Genomic DNA, 18,090 nt, shown 5'->3' on the forward strand with positions numbered 1-18,090 from the left:
GTTCACTTCGATCTCCGCGGAGCGCGTTTAGCCCGCTAAACGCGATTCGGGCGGCGCCGCGCGAGGGTGCCGACCAGCCCTGCCCCGATGAGCAGGAATCCGCTCGCGAACAGGGCGCCCATCACCAGCCACGTCACCAATCCGGTCCCGAGGCTTGCCCCGGTCACGTCGTAGGTGAGGCTCATGATGTCTTGCGGGCTCAGCAGGAACGTCAGTCCCGGCAGCACGCCCCACATCAGTCCGCCCACGATGGGCCCGATCCCGGACAGTGCCCCGAGGAGCGCGACGCCGACCAGGAGCACGCCGCCGAGCACCAGCAAGAACAGGCTGAGCGGGTCTTCGCCGACGGACAGGAACTGCGCGAGACTGCGCTGCAACTGTGAGCCGCTGTAGATCACCAGGCCGAGAGCGACAGGCGTCAGCAGCACTCCGCCGACCGCGCTGAGCACGCGCGGCACGGCCCGGCTCGCTTGCCTAGGCTGGGCGGCGTAAGGCTCCGGGGCCTGAGGTTGCTCGTACGGGGGCACGGCGTAGGGGTTGTTCGTCATGGGAGCGCCCTTTCCGGTGGGCCGGCAGAGGAGTTTTGTTCGATGATGTCGCGGCCCGCGCCGTTCCGTGACGGCCGGATGGCCGTCGTCCGACCGGGTGACGTCGGTCACAACGGCCTCGTGGAGACTTGATACCGACCACTACTGGAACCATCCAGGACCGTTAAGCAGTACGCTTGTACCGCTACCGGAGAGACTGAAGAAGAACGCGAAGATCCGCGGAAGGAGCACCGCTGCTCATGGCCAAGATCAAGGTCCAGGGCACCGTCGTCGAGCTCGACGGCGATGAGATGACCCGCATCATTTGGCAGTTCATCAAGGACAGGCTGATCCACCCGTACCTTGACGTGAACCTGGAGTACTACGACCTGGGTATCGAGGAGCGGGATCGCACCGACGACCAGGTCACCATCGACTCGGCCAACGCGATCAAGAAGCACGGCGTCGGCGTCAAGTGCGCCACGATCACGCCGGACGAGGCGCGCGTCGAAGAGTTCGGCCTGAAGAAGATGTGGCTCTCGCCCAACGGCACGATCCGCAACATCCTCGGCGGTGTGATCTTCCGCGAGCCGATCGTCATCCAGAACATCCCGCGCTTGGTGCCCGGCTGGACCAAGCCGATCATCATCGGCCGTCACGCGCACGGCGACCAGTACAAGGCGACCAACTTCAAGGTCCCCGGTCCCGGCACGCTGACCATCAGCTACACCCCGGACGACGGCTCCGAGCCGATGGAGTTCGAGGTCGCGAAGTTCCCCGAGGGCGGCGGCGTCGCCATGGGCATGTACAACTACCGCAAGTCCATCGAGGACTTCGCGCGTGCCTCGCTGCAGTACGGCCTCGACCGTGAGTACCCGGTCTACATGTCGACCAAGAACACCATCCTGAAGGCCTACGACGGCATGTTCAAGGACGTGTTCGAGGAGATCTACCAGGCCGAGTTCAAGGCCGACTTCGACGCCAAGGGCATCTCCTACGAGCACCGCCTGATCGACGACATGGTCGCCGCGGCGATGAAGTGGGAAGGCGGCTACGTCTGGGCCTGCAAGAACTACGACGGTGACGTCCAGTCCGACACGGTCGCACAGGGCTTCGGCTCGCTGGGCCTGATGACGTCGGTGCTGCGCACCCCGGACGGCAAGACCGTCGAGGCCGAGGCCGCGCACGGCACGGTGACCCGGCACTACCGCCAGCACCAGCAGGGCAAGCCGACCTCGACCAACCCGATCGCGTCCATCTACGCGTGGACCCGGGGCCTCGAGCACCGCGGCAAGCTGGACTCGAACCCGGAGCTGATCGGGTTCGCGAACAAGCTGGAGCAGGTCGTCGTCGAGACCGTCGAGAGCGGCAAGATGACCAAGGACCTCGCGCTGCTGATCAGCAAGGACCAGGCCTTCCAGACCACCGAGGAGTTCCTCGCGACGCTGGACGCCAACCTGGCCAAGAAGATCGCCCAGGGCTGAGTTTCATCCAGTACGTGAAGGCCCCCTTCCTCGCCGGAAGGGGGCCTTCGCGCACTTGTGACGGTGGGTAGTACGCCCGCCGTCCGGTTGGCGCCTCCGGGTGGTTGGCCATCCTGGATCTGGGCGACCGCCCCGGCTTCTGCCACTCTGGACCGGACAGAAAACGATTCCCTTGTTCGAGGAGTGACCAGCATGGCCATCCCGAAACCGGTCTTGTTCATCGGCGGCGGACTGGCGCTCATCGTCGTCGTCGCCATCTCGGGACAGGACAGGGAGTCCAGCGCGTCGAGCCCGACCGGATGCCAGGTCGTGGTGACGGCCGACGTGCTCAACGCGCGCGACGCCCCCGGCGGGCAGAAGATCGTCGGCAAGTACGTCAAGGACGCGAAGATCGACGCGCAGCCGGTGGTCGAGAACGGCTTCCGCAAGATCGCCGAGGGCAAGTGGGTCTCCGCCGAGTTCACGACCCCGGTCCAAGGCGCCAAATGCGGCCCGTGACCTGCGGCTTCGCGTTTAGCCCGCTAAAGGCGACACGCCCGCGCCCTGCGGCTTCGCGTCTAGTCGGCTAAAGGCGACCGGGTGCCCTGACCTGCGGGATCGCCGTTAGCCCGCTAAACGCAAGTGGGCGCCTTCCTCGGCCGCCAGCACCTCGCCGCTGAACTCCTTCCGCGCTTCGGCGACCGAGACCTCGCGGTCGGAGCCCGGCCAGAAGTGGGTCAGCAGCAGCCGCCGGGCACCCGCGCGCTCGGCCCAGTACCCCGCCTCGCTCGCCGTCGACACCAGGCGCGGCGTCTCGTCGGGAGAAGGGCCCTGAAGCGTGGCGTCCGCGATGAGCAGGTCGGCGTCGCGCGCCAGCTCCGCCAGGATCGGGCTCGGCCCGCTGTCGCCGGTGTAGGCGACGGTGAGCCCTGGCGCGGTCAGCCGGACGCCGTGGTTCGGCACATGGTGCGGCAGCGGGAACGTGGTCATCCGGAACGGCCCGACCTCGCGTGGCGTGCCGAGTTCGTACACGTCGAAGATCGTCGTCGGATGCGGTCGCGGTTCCATCGCTTCGAGTCGCCGCACCGTGCCCGGCGTGCAGTGCAGCGGGATCCTCGGCTCGTCCGGCAGCCCGTAGGCGCGGGCACGTCCGAGCGCGCTCACGTCGGCGCAGTGATCGGGATGTTCGTGCGTCACCACCACGGCGTCGACCCGGCCGCCGGGGCAGTGTTCGAACAGCCGTGACGCGGCGCCGTAACCGAGGTCGAGAACGACCTTGAAACCTTCGTGGACCAGGAGGAAGCCGGCGCAGGCCCGGCCCGGTTCCGGCCAGGCGCCGCAGCTGCCCAGCACGGTCAGCTCGCTCATGCGGGCAGTCTCGCAGAGCGCACGCCGTGCCGGTTCTGTCGGACCCCCCGGGTAGCGTGCGACGGGTGCTGACCGTCTCCACTGTGAATGTCAACGGCCTCCGTGCCGCCGCGAAAAAAGGCTTCGTCGAGTGGCTGGGCTCGACGAAGGCCGACGTCGTCGCCTGCCAAGAGGTCCGGGCCGAGCTCAAGGAGCTTCCGGCCGGTGCCGCCGCGCCCGAAGGCTGGCACGTGGTGCACGCGCCGTCGGTGCAGAAGGGGCGCAACGGCGTCATGCTCTTCAGCCGGGCCGAGCCGGAAGAGGTCCGCATCGGGTTCGGTGAGCCCGAATTCGAGGACAGCGGCCGGTACGCCGAGATCCACCTGCCGGACGTCGTGGTCGCGAGCCTGTACCTGCCCAGCGGCGACGTCGGCACCCCGCGCCAGGACGAGAAGGAGCGCTTCATGGCGGCGTTCCTGCCGTACCTCGTCGACCTGCGCGCCAAGGCGGCGGCCGGCGGTCGTGAGGTCGTCGTCGTGGGCGACTGGAACATCGCCTACGACAAGACCGACCTGAAGAACTGGCGCGGCAACCAGAAGAGCTCGGGCTTCCTGCCGGAGGAGCGGGAGTGGCTCGGCCGCGTGTTCACCGAGGCCGGGTATGTCGACGTGCAGCGCAAGCTCGATCCGGAAGGCCCCGGCCCGTACACCTGGTGGTCGTACCGCGGGAAGGCGTTCGACAACGACTCGGGCTGGCGCATCGACTGCCAGATCGCCACCCCGGGCCTGGCCGAGCGGTGTACTTCCGTCGTGGTCGAGCGCGCCGAGTCCTACGACCAGCGCTGGTCCGACCACGCGCCGGTGACGGCGACGTACGGGGACTGAGCGGACGGCCGAATATCCTGGATCACGGCTGTTCGCCGTGACCTCCGGGATCCGGTCAGGCACAATCAGGCTGAGGAGGTGGCGGGCGTGCACGAGTCGATCGAGCTCAAGAAGCGCGAAATCGAGGAGCTTTGCCGAGCACACTCGGTGCGCCGCCTCGATTTGTTCGGCTCAGCCGTGAGTGACAGGTTCGACGTGGTGTCCAGCGATGTCGACGTGCTCGTCGAGTTCGACGCAGGACCGGGGTTTGATCACTTCGGGACGTACTTCGACCTGAAGGAAGGCCTTGAGCAGGTGCTCGGTCGCCCGGTCGATCTCATCAGCGTGACCAGCATTCGAAATCCGTACTTCAAACAGCAGGTGCTGGAGACACGGGAGCTTCTCTATGCAGCGTGACGCTCACGCTTACCTCTGGGATGCCTTGAACGCGGCGTCAGTTCGAAATCATCGGAGAAGCGTTGAACCAGCTGTCCAAATCGGATAGCTGTCTTGCGGCACAAGTGCCTGACCTCGGCCGTATCGTCGCGTTTCGCAACATCCTCATCCATGGTTACGCGACGGTCGACGATGCCTTGGTGTGGCAGGTACTTACTGAGAGACTTCCCGGATTGATCGGTGTCCTGCGGCGGTTGCGAGATGCGGAGGACCGACCACGCGCCGGCGACGTACTCCGGATAATCTGCGCGCGGGAGATCCGGGGGTTGCGATGGAAACGAACGAGGCCAGGCGTATCGAGGCGACGAACGCCGAGCGCTACGCCATGTCCGGCCAGTACGGGTGGGAGTTCAGCCCGGACGCGCCGAACCTCCTGGAGCGGTGGACGGTGTTGCCGTTCAACCAGCGCGGGGACAAGCGGATGGCGTTCGGCGCGCTGAGCGGCGCGTATCAGGGGCTGCGGTTCAGTGTCTTCGACTACCACCGCCGCCCGACGGTCACGAGCGTGCACACGCGGTGGACCAACAAGAAGGTCAACGAGCTCGACACCATCTCGATCGACACGATCTGGGTGGTCACGCTGCCCGCGCCGATGCCGAACTTCCAGGTCGTGTCGAGCATCGAGTCCGCCTGGGACGTCGAGCAGTACCCTGAGCCCGCGACGGCGGACCGGAAGTTCAACCGCTGGTACAAGCTGATCGACACCGACCCGAACATCGCGGTCGGAGTGCTGACGCCGCAAGTGGCCGCCACGATGCGGTCCTCGAAGCTGCACACCTGGTCGCTGGTGGGCGCGGAACTGGTCTACGTCGAGAATCCGACGTTCGGCCGGATCAAGCCGGACGAGATCGTCGCGACGCTCGGCAAGCTCGCGCAACTGGTGTCGCTGCTGCCGTTCCACCTCGGCGGCGGACAGCCCGCCGCCCCGCCGCCACCGCAACCCCAGTACCCCCAACAACCCCAGTACCCGCACCAGCCGTATCCGCCGCAGAATCCCGGGTATCCGCAGCAGTATCCGCCCCCGCCGCAGTACGGCCCGCCGCCGTATCCGCCGCAGCATCCGGGATATCCGCCGCCGCAGTACCCGCCGCCTCACTACCCGCCGCCGCACTACCCGCAACCCGGTCATCCGCCGCCGGGTTACCCGCCGCGCGGTTACTGACGGGCCTTCGCGCTCTCCGTCCACACTGGACTTTCGACGAAGTGGTTGTCGAACTTTTCCTGGCTGTCCAAGAGATCCTGGACGGTCGCTTCGCCGTGTCCGACCTTTTCCAGTAGGCGGAAGAAGTCGAACCGTTCGACGCCGGGGATGAACACGATCAGGACGTCCGCCGTCGAGTCCGCAGCCGCGCGGAAAGCGTGTGTGGTCAGCGGTGGGACGACGAGCATGTCGCCCTCGGCGACGGTGACGATCTCTTCTCCCACAAGGACTTCGAGCTTTCCGCCGAGCATGAAGAACATTTCGGAGGAACCGGTGTGATAGTGCGGCGCCGCTCCATCGGCGCCGACGCCCAGCTGTGTTCTCGCGCTGCTCAGGACTCCGCCTGTGGTCGAGACGTCGGCTAGCAGGGTGACGAAGGTGGGGGCCGCGCCGACGGTCTCGGTTTCGGCGGCGCGGACGAGCACGGCTTCGCGGGTTTCGACGCGTTCAGTCATGCCGACGATAGTTCCACCGCTGATAGTTCGCTGTCAAACTATCTCTCGTCGAATAGACTGCGTCCGTGAGCGAAGAGCGAAACGCGGATGCGATCGACGCGGTGGTCGGCGCATGGCGGCGCGAGCGGCCGGAACTGGACTTGACGGCGATCGGCGTCGCCGGGCGCCTCGGCCGGGTGGCGATGCTGACCACGCCGATGGTGGAAGGCGTGTTCGCGAAACACGGCCTGAAACAAGGGGAGTTCGACGTGCTCGCGGCGCTCAGGCGATCCGGGAAGCCGTACACGCTGATCCCGTCCGAGCTGTCCGCGACGCTGATGATGTCCAGGGCAGGGATGACCAGCCGCATCGACCGGCTCGAGGCGGCGGGGCTGGTCGAACGAGCGCTGGACCCCGAAGACCGGCGCAGCTTCCGGGTCACGCTGACCGAGCGCGGATTCGAAGTCGTCGACGCCGCGATGACCGAGCACACGGCGAACGTCGCGAAGCTCCTGTCGCCGCTGGGTGAGGACCTCGGTGTCCTGGACGCCGCGCTGCGCCGCCTGCTGGTGTCCCTCGACGAAAACTGAAGGGGCCTTTCGCCGCGTCAGATGCGGCGAAAGGCCCCTTCGGTTCCCTGGATGGATCAGCAGTACAGGTTGCCCCCGGGGCTGACGCCGAGGATCCCGGTGAACTGCTGGTACTTGTTCACGCGGCTCTGCACCTGGGCGGGGTTGCCGCCGTTGCACTCGATGCTTCCGTTGATACTGCGGATGGTCTCACCGAAACCGCGGCTGTTGACCATCGCGTTGTGCGGGGTCATCGTGCCCGGGCCGTTCTGGGTCATCCAGTACCAGATGCCGGTCTTCCAGGCGACCGCCGCGTCGTTCTGCACCAGCCACGGGTTGGTCAGCAGCGGCAGGCCCAGCGCGTCGCCGGCGGCCTTGTAGTTGAAGTTCCAGCTCAGCTGGATCGGGCCGCGGCCGTAGTACGCGGCGTTGCCCGCGGGGCAGCCGTAGGACTGGCTCGTGTCGCAGTAGTGCGGGTAGTTGGCCTCGTTCTGTTCGACGATGTGGACGAGGCCGCCGGTCTCGTGGCTGACGTTCGCCAGGAAGGCGGCCGCTTCCTGCTTCTTCACCGTGTCGCTGCCCGTGCCGGCGAAGGCCGGGTAGGCGCTGAGGGCGGTGACCAGGCCGTTGTAGGTGTAGAAGGAGTTCCGGCTCGGGAACATCTGGTTGAACTGGGCCTCGCTGACCACGAAGCCGGACGGGTTCGGCGGGTTGGTCGTGCCGCCGCCGCAGGCGCCTTGATCGGCCCAGACCTGCGCGCTACCAGGCGTTTCGTTCTGTGTCCACCACTTCGCGGACCAGTTGTGCCCGTTGTGGGAGGCGGTGTTGCCGCCCCAGTAGACCGAGCTCGCGTTCCACGGCGCCACGCAGTCCGCGGCGGAGGCGGACTGGGCCGGGACGACCACGGCGACCGTGGTGGCGGCGAAGGTGGCGGCGACCGCCGCGAGAATACGTCGAAGAGACATCGGTGGCTCCTTCGTACGAGGGGACCATGCAGGGAGATTGGTCTATACCTTTTAAGGGGTATGGCCAACAGGTATAGACCATTGCGTACAAGAAACCAACCGGGGAAAGTCGGATCGTGCCTGTTCGGCCCCTTGGTGACAGCCGAATGGCGTAACGCTGTCCGCTTTTGTCAGAAACCGGCTCCGGCGTCGACAACTCTAAGAAGAGGGGTGCTCGAAAGACCCCCCCTGTGAGGGGCTAGTCTCGTGCCCCGAGTTGATCAGAACCCACAGGTCTTGACACGCTCGGTAGTTTTTTGACCAGCAGCCTGGAAATGCTCACTCGTTCGGGTTAGCGTTCCGGTTCGGCAAAGTCACGTCACGGGAGGCACTCCGGTGCGGAACCCAGTTCATCTCCTGATGCGATCGGCCCTGCCCGCGGCCAGGGCCGCGGCGGTCATCGCGATCCCGGTCGCCCTGCTCGTCGCGGGCGCCGGTCCGGCGTCGGCCGCGGAGTCGGCGTCGCGCTCGGAGATGGCGTTCGGTCTTCTCGGCCCGGTCGGCTTGATCGCCGTCGCGCTCGGCATCGTCGGGATGGCCTTCGGTGTGTTCCGTCAGCGCCGGAAGGCGCGCGCGGCCGCCGTCGCCCCCGCTCCCGTTGCTCCGGCCCAGTCCGCCGCCCCGCCCGTCGCCGCGATGGCCGAGGCCGTGCTCGCGGACGACGGCCTCGCCCGCCAGCAGCGCTCCTGACCTGCGTTTTCCCGGTCCGGATCGCGTTTAGCCCGCTAAAGTCGACACGCCCCCGGATCGCGATTAGCCCGCTAAAGTCGCCTGGGCGTCAGGTCGGCCCGGATCGCGTTTAGCCCGCTAAACGCAGGTCGGCGGCGGGGCCGGGCGGATCGCGATTAGCCCGCTAAAGGCGACGCGGCGGATTTCTTGGGTAGGTACACCTAGTCCCGCCCGGATTGTTTAGCCGCCCGCTGATCGCCACCCTCAGGTCCATGACGGTGACGCGGCGTCGCAGCCGGCCCGGTGACCCCTTCCCGCTCGCTCTGGACCGGGCGATCACGGACAGCGGTCTCGGCCTCGACCGGATCCGGCACCGGCTCGCCCGGCAGGGCGTCCGGGTCAGTGTCGCGACCTTGAGCTACTGGCGGACCGGAAGAAGCCGCCCCGAGCGGTGCGACTCCCTGAAGGCGGTCGCGCTGCTGGAGCGGCTGTTCGAGCTTCCGCACGGTTCGTTGCTGAACCGGCTGGGCCCGCGTCGCCCCCGGGGACGGTGGGGCGACGCGGGAACCGGATCAGACTCCGGAGTTGGTGCGGATCCAGCTGCGGAAGTAGGGGACGTCCACGTAGATCGACGGCCCGGTCGCGCAGGTGCTGCTGTTGTTCCCGGCGCGGCTGGTGGCGCCGACCAGCTGCCAGACACCGCTGACCTGCTTCACCTGCGGGCCACCGGAGTCGCCGTAGCAGGCACCCGAGTTACCGTTGGGGTTGTTGGTGCAGATCTCGCTGGCGCCGCTGATGCCGCTGCACCGGGTGTCGGCGACGATCGAGGTGTTCAGCTCCTGGAGGTTGATCGGAGCGCCACAGCCACCGCGGACGGGGCAGGTCTGGCCCCAGCCGATGATCCGCGTCGCGGTGCCAACGGCCCCGGACGAAGCGGCGATCGTGACCGGCGCCTGCGACACCGCCGTCGAGAGACGCAGCAGCGCCAGGTCGGCGCTCGGGTGGGCGATGCGCTGGGCCACGCGGGCGACGGTGCCGCCGCTGGTGCGGTTCGTGGTGCCGACGCGTACCTGGTACGGCGTGCCACAGTGGGCCGCGGTGACCACCCAGGTCGAGCTGATCAGTGAGCCACCGCACTGGTGGCCACCGGAGCTCGACTGCTGGGACACCATGAACGAGTAGACCTGGGTCGCGTTTCCGCCGCCGACGATGTTCGGCTGGACGCCTCCGGTGGGCTCGGCGGCCGCCGCGACGCCGGAAAGCGAGAAGACGGCCGCAGCCGCCATGGCCAAGCCCATCAGTAGGGATCGTGCCTTCATCTGGGTTCTCCTTCGGTGTGGCCGGAAGATCCGGTGCCATGAACGCTAGGAATCGGGCACCGCGCTCAGAACCGTCGGAAGTATGTGGCGTTTAACCGTTTAGACCGTTCGGCCGGGGTGAGGCCGGATGACCCGCCCGGAGGTGGCCTGAGAGAATCCGGGCGTGTCCGACGAACTGAAGCGCCCGCGGGTGCTCTCCGGGATCCAGCCGACCGCCGACTCGTTCCACCTTGGCAACTACCTGGGTGCGCTGCGGCAATGGGTGCGGCTGCAGGACACCCACGACACCTTCTACATGGTCGTCGATCTGCACGCGATCACCGTCGAGCAGGATCCGAAGGTGCTGCGTGACCGCACGCGCCGCTCGGCCGCGCAGCTGCTCGCGCTCGGCGTCGACCCGGCCCGCAGCGCGCTGTTCGTCCAGAGCCAGGTGCCCGAGCACGCCCAGCTGGGGTGGGTGCTGGAGTGCCAGACCGGGTTCGGCGAAGCGAGCCGGATGACGCAGTTCAAGGACAAGGCCGCGAAGCAGGGCACGGATCGCGCCAGCGTCGGACTGTTCACGTACCCGGTTCTGCAGGCCGCGGACATCCTGCTGTACCAGGCGAACGAGGTCCCCGTCGGGGAGGACCAGCGGCAGCACCTGGAGCTGACGCGCAACCTCGCGCAGCGGTTCAACAACCGCTACGGCAAGACGTTCACCGTGCCGGAGCCGCATATCGTCAAGGACACGGCGAAGATCTACGACCTGCAGGACCCGACCGCGAAGATGAGCAAGTCCTCGTCGACCGGCAACGGCCTCATCGAGTTGCTCGAAGACCCGAAGAAGTCGGCGAAGAAGGTGCGCTCGGCGGTCACGGACACGGGCCGCGAGATCGTCTTCGACACCGAGAACAAGCCGGGCGTCTCGAACCTGCTGACGATCCTTTCCGCGCTGACCGACCAGCCGGTCGCCGAACTCCAGAACTCCTACGAGGGCAAGGGGTACGGCGATCTGAAGAAGGGTGTCGCGGAGGCGTTCGTCGAGTGGGTGACGCCGGTGCAGGAGCGCGTCCGGTCCTACTTGGACGACGTCACCGAGCTCGACAAGGCGTTGGCCCTCGGCGCGCAACGGGCAAGGGAAGTCGCTTCGGTGACTTTGCGCGACGTCTACGAGAACATCGGATTCCTTCCCCCGGCAGGCTGATTCGCGCTGCGCGGTCGCCGCCGCGTGGTTAGCGTTTCAAGGTGGCGAAAGATGACGGCGCGAAGCCGGATGAGGACAAGCTGTTACCGCGGTTGAGGCGGAAGTACGGCTGGCTCGATCACCTCATCCGGGCGAACGACGCGTTCACCGAGCGCTACGGCAACCACTACGCCGCCGCCATCACCTACTTCAGCGTGCTTTCGGTGATCCCGATCCTGATGGTCGCGTTCGCGATCATCAAGATCGTGCTCGCGGGCGATCAGGTGGTGACGAACCAGCTCGTCGACGGCATCAAGAAGTCGGTCCCGGAGGGGCTCAGCGATCTGGTCGGCAGCATCATCAAGGCGGCGCTGGACTCGGGCGGCGGTATCGGCGTGTTCGGCCTGCTGCTCGCGCTGTACTCCGGCGTCGGCTGGATGTCGAACCTGCGTGACGCGCTGACCGCGCAGTGGGGGCAGGAAAAGCAGAAGCTCCCGCTGGTTTCGACGACCATCAAGGATCTGCTGTCCCTCGTCGGTCTCGGCCTCGCGCTGGTGGTCTCGTTCGGTCTCACCGCGGCGGGCAGCGGCGTCGGGCGGTTCCTGCTCGAACTGGTCGGGCTCGAGAACCAGGGCTGGGCCGTGTTCCTGTTGAAGGTCGCGACGATCGTGCTCGGCCTGCTCGCGAACACCCTGGTCTTCCTGTGGGTCATCGCGAGGCTGCCTCGTGAGCACGTCGCGCTGCGCAGCGCGGTCAAGGGCGCGATCTTCGCCGCGGTCGGGTTCATCGTGCTCCAGCAGGCCGCGACCCTTTACCTCGGCAGTGTCACGAAATCACCGGCGTTCACGTTGTTCGGCCCGGTGATCGGCCTGCTCGTGTTCGCGAACCTCGTCTCGCGGTTCCTGCTGTTCGTCACCGCATGGACGGCGACGGCGAAGGAGAACTTGAAGACGGTCATCGAGCCGCCGGCCCCGGTGCTGATCCACCCGAGGGTGACCGTGCAGCAGGGGCCGGGACTCGGTGCCGTCGGCGGGGCTTTCGCGACCGGCGCGCTCTTGGGCTGGTTCGGCCGCCGAAAGTCCTGAAGTTCCGGTTACTGGCCGGCGTTCTGGGAAGCCTGCTGTACGACGGGCTGTGCCTGCGCGGCCTTCTTGTTCCGGACGAGGCCCGCGACGAGCAGGGCCACGCCTAGAACGCCCACGACGATGCCGAGCACCGGCTGGTAGTCCTCCGCCCACATCAGCAGGACGAAATCGGGGGACACCCGCGGCCGTCCCCCGAACGGTTCACGAGTGGAGACCGAAGGACAGCGGCCGCTGTCCGCCGATTTCGGCTACTCGCCCGCCATGGCCTTCTTGCGCTGGTGACCGACGACGAACGACGCCACGATGATCAGGAAGACGGCCAGCGTGATGATCCAGCCCGTCACCCCGAACGGGTCTTCGGCCGCGGCCGCGGCGCCACTGTTCGACGCGCCGTCGGCGTTCGGCACGGCGTTGGCCGGATCCGCTTCCACCGCGGCCGTCGGCCGGTATTCGATGCGCCCCACCGATTCCGCCTTGGCCTCGCGCAGCGCGAGGCCGTAATCGAGGAGCTTCGCGGCCTGTTCGGTGACCCGCGTCGGGCGCTGCTCGGCGCGGAGCATCACGATCCCGACCCGGTGACCGTTCTGGACCGCGCTGCCGGCGTAGGTGTGGCGCGCGTCGTCGGTGAATCCGGTCTTTCCGCCGGTGAATCCGGGATAGCTACCGAGCAGTTTGTTGTCGTTGTAAATCGTGACGACCGGTTTTCCCGCGGTGGGCGGGATTTCGAAGCTCTTGGTTTTGACCACCTTGGCGAATTCGGGGTTCTTCATCGCGTGGTGGAAGATCAGGCTCATGTCGTAGGCGGAGGTCGACATGCCGGGGCCGTCGAGTCCGGACGGCGTCGCGGCCCGGGTGTCCGTGGCGCCGATGCGGGTGGCCAGCGCGTTCATCTTCGCGAGGGTCGCGTCCACGCCACCGAGCACGGTGGAGAGCGCGTGCGCCGCGTCGTTCCCCGAGTGCATCAGCAGTCCGTGCAGCAGCTGGTCCACTGTGTACTGACCGCCCGCGGCGATGCCCATGCAGGTGCACTCCTGCTCGGCGTCCTCCTTGGTCGGCACGACGACCTTGTTCGGCGGCAGTTCGGTGACCACCACCAGCCCGAGCAGGACCTTGATCAGCGACGCCGGCCGCTGACGGGCGTGCGGGTCCTTCGCGGCGATGACGTCACCGGTTTCGAGGTCCTGCAGCACCCAGGACGCGGCGGTGCTTCCCTCGGGCGGGTTCAGCGCGCGCTTCGGCAGCACGATCCCGCATTCGGCCATCCGGTCGCCCCCCACCGGGACCGGCGGGACCGGCAACGGCTCCGGCGCGACCTCGCCGGGGCGCGGTTTCTCGGAGGTGTCGATCGGCGCGGGAGGCGACGTCTTGTTCGCGCACGGCTGCGCCTGGGCTGGTGGCTTCGGAGCGGCTGTGGCCACCGGCGTCACCGCGAGGGCGAGCACACCGGAAACGAGGACCATGAGCGACCGGGAGATAGCGCTGTGCACCCGAGCAATGTAGCGTCGCCGGGCTCGCTGCATACTCAGGGGCATGCGCATTTCGCGAGGTACTTCGATGTTCCTGCTGGGTTTCGGCGTGTGGTCGTGGATCATCTGGATCACGTTCGCCAAGAATCTGTGGGACAGCGACCGCGCCTGGGCCGCCGACGGCTCGCCCACCGCCTACTTCATCGTGCACGCGGTGCTGACGGTCGTCTCGTTCGTGCTCGGCACCATCATCGGCCTGATCGGTCTGCGCACGCTTCGTGGCGCCAAGTCACGGGACGCGGAAAAGGCTGACGCCTGATCAGGTTTGTCGTCCTTTTGACGGTGGTGGCCGGGCTCCGCCTCCCTTACGTTCACCTCACCGAATCATGGAGGTTGAATGTCCCGGATCAGACGTCTGCTCGTCCCCGCGCTCGTCGCGGCGGCGGCGGGAAGCGTGTTCGCGGCCCCGTCGGCGAGTGCCGCGCCCGCGCCGCAGTGCGACACCGCGAGCGCGCCGTTCAACTACGTGGTGCTTTACAACCCGCGTACCCCGGAGCGCAAGGTCGACGCCGAGCTGCGCGCCAAGTGCGGCGAGAAGGTCGCGTACTACCCGGAGATCGGGGTCGCGGTGGCGACCTCGCGCAACGCCGACTTCCAGGCGAAGATCGGCGTCTTCCGCGCCTACTCGGGCGGCCGTGACGTGGCGTTCCCGCCGGCGGCCGCGTCCCGTTCGACCCGCTCCGCGGTGGTCGACACCAAGGAGAACGAAGAGACCACCAGCGTCGCCGTCGAAGAGGACCTGTCGGCCCAGCAGTGGGATATGCGGGCGATCCAGGCTCCCGAGGCGAACAAGGTCTCCGGTGGCAGCCGCTCGGTGACCGTCGGCGTGCTGGACTCGGGCATCGAGCCCACCCACCCCGGGCTGAAGGACGCCCTGGACCCGAAGACGTCCGCGGGCTGCAACTCCGGCGCGCCCGACACCACGCCCGCCGCCTGGGCCCCGACGAACTCCGACCACGGCACGCACGTCGCCGGGACGATCGCGGGCAAGGACACCGCGCGCGGCTTCACCGGCGTCGCGCCCGGCGTCAAGCTGGCGTCGGTCAAGGTCGTGAACGACGACGGCCTGATCCTCCCCGAAGCCGCCGTCTGCGGGTTCATGTGGGCCGCGAAGCACCGCTTCCCGGTGACGAACAACAGCTACTACATCGACCCGGGCATGTTCTACTGCACGAAGGAGCCGGGCGACGCGGCCGCGTTCGAGGCCGTCCGCCGCGCGGTGGCCTACTCGACCGGTCGTGGTGTCCTGAACGTCGCCGCCGCCGGCAACAGCGGCTTCGACCCGGACAAGCAGACCACCGACCCGAACCGTCCCCACCCCATCGACGAGAGCTGCGGCATCCTGCCCAAGGCCATCGACGGCGTCGTCAACGTCTCGGCCATCGGCTACGCGGGCACGAAGTCGTCGTACAGCAACTACGGTGACGACGTTTCGGTCACCGCCCCCGGTGGCGACCGCGCCCAGCTGCCGCCCGCCGGCCAGGGTGTGGGCTGCCCGCTGTCGACCATCTTCAACGGTGCCTATGGCGCCAAGTGCGGCACCTCGATGGCGTCCCCGCACGTCGCCGGTGTCGCCGCGCTGCTGGCGTCCCGCTACCGCCACGCTCCGCCGCGGCTGCTGACCTGGCTGCTGGAGCACCAGGCCGACGCGGTCGAGTGCGGCACCGCCGCACCGGTCTGTGAAGGCCCGGCGAAGGACAACTCGTACTACGGGCACGGCCGCGTCAACGCTCTGGACGCGGTGAAGTAGATCTTTTCGTTTGCCGGGGCCCGTCCGCGTTTCGCGGGCGGGCCCCGGTTTCGTTCCCGCACTTGCGCGAAAGCGAGATTCGTTCGGTGATCGCCCGATCACGTGCCGGGTTTTTCGGTATTGACACCGTCCGGACGGGGTAAGCTCTTGAGTGAAGCTCAATGGAGTGACGCACTGCGCGCGTCTCGATCGGCCTGCGTTAAGGTGCCCACTTCCACATCGCTCGATGGGGATGTCAGGTTCGACCTCGCGAATGGATACATGATGACCGGCGGTTCTGAGACGGGCGGCAACTAGCCCATCGCCTGGCTCCGGCATGAGGTCGAGCTTTCACCCGTGCCGGAGCGTCAGCCGTTACGCGTGTAGTCCGCGACGAAGCCCATCCGCTGGCTCAACTGGGGCTCGCGAGCGGAGAACTCGACTATCACGTCGTTGTTCCGCACCTTCTTCTTGAAATTGCGCGCGCCCTGATTGCGCACGGTGAGAGATGCGGGGTTCGGCACGTTGCGGAAGACGACGCGGTGGGTGAACTTGCAGACCTCCTTGTCGAAGACCACGTCGAAGTCCTCCGGCTCCGCGCCGCTCATCAGATCCGCCGACATCTTCGGCCACCACCACTCGACGGTCACGAGGTCGCCGTCCGCGACACGGTTTCCCAAGTGGACATAGATGTCGAGACGCGGTTTGCCGGTCTTCGAGTTCTTCCACACGGACGTGGCCTTCGCCCGCGTGCGTTCGGACGCGCTTTCCGGTCTCGCGTGGTACGCCTTGCACGAGATGCGCCGTTTCGCCCTGGCGGTCAGGGGAGTCATCCCGTAGTAGGTCATCTTCAGCGAAACGTATCTCGGCTTGCCGTCCGCGGCGGCGTTGAGGATCATGTTGCGTTTGCAGTAGACGTCACCGTTGTTCTCGACGATGGTTTCCTGTCGCCACTCGCGGAGGACGATCGGTGAATCCGTGTGCATACTGTCGGCGTAGTCGTGAAGAATGTTCTCCACGTTGACGAGTTTGTTGCGTTGTCGTTGCGTTCCCGCGAACGAAACCAGTGCGGCCATAACGAACAAGACGCCGGCGGCGGTGGCGAACACCGTTCTGAGCCAGGCGATGCCGAGTACCTGGCCGAGCAGGCCGACAAACCCCAGCATGGAGACTGTGCCGCCGAAGACGCGGATGTAACCGTGTTTGTAAACGAGTTCTTCGATTTCCGCGATCAAAGGGAGGAATCGCTGCGAAAGGAGCGCACGCAGCTCCGAACCTGCCGTCATCGCCTCGCCGCCCCTCGATCACCCGGCTTGGTGACTCTCCAGACTATCTCAGTCACGCACCGTTTCCAACGGCTCTCTTGGCGGTGAAGCGCCTTTCGTCGGATCCGCGATCGGGTCCCACTGGTTACGTTGTGAACACCTTCGACAGTGGGGAGTTCACGATGTCGGTGTTCGGTCGGTTGGTTCCCGTGGTGGTGGGGCTGGCGATGCTCCCGCTTGTCAGCACGCCCGCGGCGGTCGCGGCTCCGGCGGCGCCCTGCAGCGACGAGCCACGGGAGCTGCCCATCAACGAGTTCACCGACTATCGCGAGATGGTCCGCGAACTCGGCAGGCTCGAGCGCGTGAGCAAGGGGCGGGTGGCCGTCAAGGAGGCCGGGCGGTCCAACCGCGGGCGGGTGATCCACCAGGCGACCGTCGGGACCGGCCCGAAGGTCTTCGTGGTCTCCAGTGAGATCCACGGGAACGAGAAGACCGGCACCGACGCGCTGTTGCGCATCCTCGACTACCTCGGCACGTCGGAATCGCGGGACGCCGAGCGGCTGCGGAAGACCATCACCTTCGTCGCGGTCCCGAAACTGAACCCGGACGGCGCCGAACTCGACCGGCGAGGCAACGACCTGTCGTGGGCCGAAGTGCAGCGGAAGTTCCCGCAACTCAAGGACCGGCCGCCCGCCTGGAACTACCTCAGCGACGTCCTCCAGGGCGACGACTACCGGAAACGGCCGGGATTCGACGTCAACCGCGACTTCAACCCGGACCTGAACTACGTCCCGCGCGCGGAGGACTTCCCCGGCGCGCCGGATCAGCCGGGCTGGTTCATCACGCCCGAGGCGCGGGCGCTGCGTGCGGTGTACGCCGGGCTGACCGCTCAGCGGGGAAAGGTCCCCGACGTCTACGTCGACCTGCACCATCAGGGCGCGTGCGTGCGGCAGGAAGGCAGCGACCGGCTCCTCGACGTCGGCATCGACTACCCGCCGCTGCCCGACAAGTTCTTCGAGCCCGGCCAGAAGTACGCGAAGTACCGCGATGTGTACACAAAGGACGAATCGCGGCAACTGGCGATCAGCGCGTTCAACGGGATGACGTCGCGCGGGTTCGTCGGGGCGCGGTACCCGCACGGCGCCGATCGTGATCTGCCGGGGCAAGCGCGGTGTTCGTTCGCCTTGAACGGGACTGGAACGGTGCTGTTCGAGGTGCGCGGGCAGACGCAGACGCTGGGGCAGCAGCACCGGGAGCACTTCACGCGTGCCGTGATGGCGGGGCTGTACAACATGCTGCGGGACGTGAGCACGGGCGCCGTCGACTACATCGACCCGGAGGCTTTCGACCTGCTGCCCGGGACCGCCGACTCCGGTGCCGACAGCCACTCGCTGGACGCGCGCGTGCTGGAGTAGCTCGGTCCGTGAAGGCCTCCTTGAGGGACCCTGGGTCCCTCAAGGAGGCCTTCACG

Annotated in this window: 21 protein-coding genes; 13 read left to right on the forward strand and 8 right to left on the reverse strand. The window is 67.2% G+C overall.

Annotated elements, in window-relative coordinates; all coding sequences use genetic code 11:
- Positions 1-35: 35 nt before the first annotated feature.
- Complete coding sequence (locus ACIHAO_RS37250) at positions 36-548, reverse strand: hypothetical protein (protein ID WP_396566059.1); 513 nt, start codon at positions 546-548, stop codon at positions 36-38.
- A 239-nt stretch (positions 549-787) separates the two neighbouring features.
- Here ACIHAO_RS37250 and ACIHAO_RS37255 point away from each other — a divergent pair, with 239 nt between their 5' ends.
- A complete protein-coding gene (locus tag ACIHAO_RS37255) occupies positions 788-2,011 on the forward strand; it encodes an NADP-dependent isocitrate dehydrogenase (protein WP_396566061.1) in 1,224 nt (407 codons plus the stop codon).
- Between the two features lie 192 nt (positions 2,012-2,203).
- Positions 2,204-2,509 (forward strand): SH3 domain-containing protein, encoded by a 306-nt coding sequence (locus ACIHAO_RS37260; RefSeq protein ID WP_396566063.1) that lies wholly within the window; start codon positions 2,204-2,206, stop codon positions 2,507-2,509.
- Positions 2,510-2,614: 105 nt separating this feature from the next.
- Here ACIHAO_RS37260 and ACIHAO_RS37265 read toward each other — a convergent pair whose 3' ends face one another.
- A complete protein-coding gene (locus ACIHAO_RS37265; RefSeq protein ID WP_396566065.1) occupies positions 2,615-3,358 on the reverse strand; it encodes an MBL fold metallo-hydrolase in 744 nt (247 codons plus the stop codon).
- 56 nt (positions 3,359-3,414) lie between these two features.
- Here ACIHAO_RS37265 and ACIHAO_RS37270 point away from each other — a divergent pair, with 56 nt between their 5' ends.
- The 4 genes from ACIHAO_RS37270 (at position 3,415) to ACIHAO_RS37285 (ending at position 5,818) form a co-directional block, all read left to right on the forward strand.
- Positions 3,415-4,221 (forward strand): exodeoxyribonuclease III, encoded by an 807-nt coding sequence (locus ACIHAO_RS37270; RefSeq protein ID WP_396566067.1) that lies wholly within the window; start codon positions 3,415-3,417, stop codon positions 4,219-4,221.
- 87 nt (positions 4,222-4,308) lie between these two features.
- Positions 4,309-4,617, forward strand: coding sequence for a nucleotidyltransferase family protein (locus ACIHAO_RS37275; protein ID WP_396566069.1), 309 nt, complete (start codon positions 4,309-4,311; stop codon positions 4,615-4,617).
- Between the two features lie 62 nt (positions 4,618-4,679).
- Entirely contained in the window at positions 4,680-5,096 is a 417-nt protein-coding gene (locus ACIHAO_RS37280) for a DUF86 domain-containing protein (RefSeq protein ID WP_396566071.1), read from the forward strand.
- Positions 4,982-5,818 carry a hypothetical protein gene (locus ACIHAO_RS37285; protein WP_396566073.1) on the forward strand — a complete coding sequence of 279 codons (837 nt, stop codon included), beginning with the start codon at positions 4,982-4,984 and terminating at the stop codon, positions 5,816-5,818. Before ACIHAO_RS37280 ends, ACIHAO_RS37285 begins: the two co-directional genes overlap by 115 nt.
- On the opposite strand, the gene ACIHAO_RS37290 is transcribed toward ACIHAO_RS37285, so the two are convergent.
- Entirely contained in the window at positions 5,812-6,312 is a 501-nt protein-coding gene (locus ACIHAO_RS37290; protein WP_396566075.1) for a cupin domain-containing protein, read from the reverse strand. The two genes, ACIHAO_RS37285 and ACIHAO_RS37290, sit on opposite strands and share 7 nt — an antisense overlap.
- Before the next feature lie 65 nt (positions 6,313-6,377).
- Here ACIHAO_RS37290 and ACIHAO_RS37295 point away from each other — a divergent pair, with 65 nt between their 5' ends.
- On the forward strand, positions 6,378-6,881 hold the full coding sequence (locus ACIHAO_RS37295; RefSeq protein ID WP_396566077.1) for a MarR family winged helix-turn-helix transcriptional regulator: 504 nt from the start codon (positions 6,378-6,380) through the stop codon (positions 6,879-6,881).
- Positions 6,882-6,937: 56 nt separating this feature from the next.
- On the opposite strand, the gene ACIHAO_RS37300 is transcribed toward ACIHAO_RS37295, so the two are convergent.
- On the reverse strand, positions 6,938-7,825 hold the full coding sequence (locus tag ACIHAO_RS37300) for a glycoside hydrolase family 19 protein (RefSeq protein ID WP_396566079.1): 888 nt from the start codon (positions 7,823-7,825) through the stop codon (positions 6,938-6,940).
- 399 nt (positions 7,826-8,224) lie between these two features.
- Between ACIHAO_RS37300 and ACIHAO_RS37305 the strand changes: the two genes are divergently transcribed.
- Positions 8,225-8,554, forward strand: coding sequence for a hypothetical protein (locus ACIHAO_RS37305; protein ID WP_396566136.1), 330 nt, complete (start codon positions 8,225-8,227; stop codon positions 8,552-8,554).
- Between the two features lie 551 nt (positions 8,555-9,105).
- Here ACIHAO_RS37305 and ACIHAO_RS37310 read toward each other — a convergent pair.
- The gene (locus ACIHAO_RS37310) at positions 9,106-9,852 is read right to left on the reverse strand and encodes a trypsin-like serine protease (RefSeq protein WP_125680084.1); all 747 of its coding nucleotides are present in this window, start codon (positions 9,850-9,852) and stop codon (positions 9,106-9,108) included.
- Between the two features lie 163 nt (positions 9,853-10,015).
- On the opposite strand from ACIHAO_RS37310, the gene trpS reads away from it, so the two are divergent.
- Together trpS and ACIHAO_RS37320 are read left to right on the forward strand one after the other, a co-directional pair.
- Positions 10,016-11,035: a tryptophan--tRNA ligase gene (trpS, locus tag ACIHAO_RS37315; RefSeq protein WP_396566081.1), complete on the forward strand. Its 1,020-nt coding sequence runs from the start codon at positions 10,016-10,018 to the stop codon at positions 11,033-11,035.
- A gap of 41 nt (positions 11,036-11,076) precedes the next feature.
- Complete coding sequence (locus tag ACIHAO_RS37320; RefSeq protein ID WP_396566083.1) at positions 11,077-12,099, forward strand: YhjD/YihY/BrkB family envelope integrity protein; 1,023 nt, start codon at positions 11,077-11,079, stop codon at positions 12,097-12,099.
- A gap of 8 nt (positions 12,100-12,107) precedes the next feature.
- On the opposite strand, the gene ACIHAO_RS37325 is transcribed toward ACIHAO_RS37320, so the two are convergent.
- Together ACIHAO_RS37325 and ACIHAO_RS37330 are read right to left on the reverse strand one after the other, a co-directional pair.
- Entirely contained in the window at positions 12,108-12,278 is a 171-nt protein-coding gene (locus tag ACIHAO_RS37325) for a hypothetical protein (protein ID WP_396566085.1), read from the reverse strand.
- Between the two features lie 69 nt (positions 12,279-12,347).
- Entirely contained in the window at positions 12,348-13,586 is a 1,239-nt protein-coding gene (locus ACIHAO_RS37330) for a D-alanyl-D-alanine carboxypeptidase family protein (RefSeq protein WP_396566087.1), read from the reverse strand.
- 43 nt (positions 13,587-13,629) lie between these two features.
- Here ACIHAO_RS37330 and ACIHAO_RS37335 point away from each other — a divergent pair, with 43 nt between their 5' ends.
- Together ACIHAO_RS37335 and ACIHAO_RS37340 are read left to right on the forward strand one after the other, a co-directional pair.
- Positions 13,630-13,884 carry an SCO4848 family membrane protein gene (locus ACIHAO_RS37335; protein WP_026467335.1) on the forward strand — a complete coding sequence of 85 codons (255 nt, stop codon included), beginning with the start codon at positions 13,630-13,632 and terminating at the stop codon, positions 13,882-13,884.
- Between the two features lie 78 nt (positions 13,885-13,962).
- Positions 13,963-15,375, forward strand: a complete 1,413-nt coding sequence (locus ACIHAO_RS37340; RefSeq protein ID WP_396566089.1) for a S8 family peptidase — start codon at positions 13,963-13,965, stop codon at positions 15,373-15,375.
- Positions 15,376-15,722: 347 nt separating this feature from the next.
- Here ACIHAO_RS37340 and ACIHAO_RS37345 read toward each other — a convergent pair whose 3' ends face one another.
- On the reverse strand, positions 15,723-16,640 hold the full coding sequence (locus tag ACIHAO_RS37345) for a hypothetical protein (protein WP_396566091.1): 918 nt from the start codon (positions 16,638-16,640) through the stop codon (positions 15,723-15,725).
- Between the two features lie 161 nt (positions 16,641-16,801).
- Between ACIHAO_RS37345 and ACIHAO_RS37350 the strand changes: the two genes are divergently transcribed.
- Positions 16,802-18,034: a M14 family zinc carboxypeptidase gene (locus ACIHAO_RS37350; RefSeq protein ID WP_396566093.1), complete on the forward strand. Its 1,233-nt coding sequence runs from the start codon at positions 16,802-16,804 to the stop codon at positions 18,032-18,034.
- Positions 18,035-18,090 lie beyond the last annotated feature (56 nt).

This window comes from Amycolatopsis sp. NPDC052450 (genome assembly GCF_044547565.1).
Classification (GTDB): domain Bacteria; phylum Actinomycetota; class Actinomycetes; order Mycobacteriales; family Pseudonocardiaceae; genus Amycolatopsis.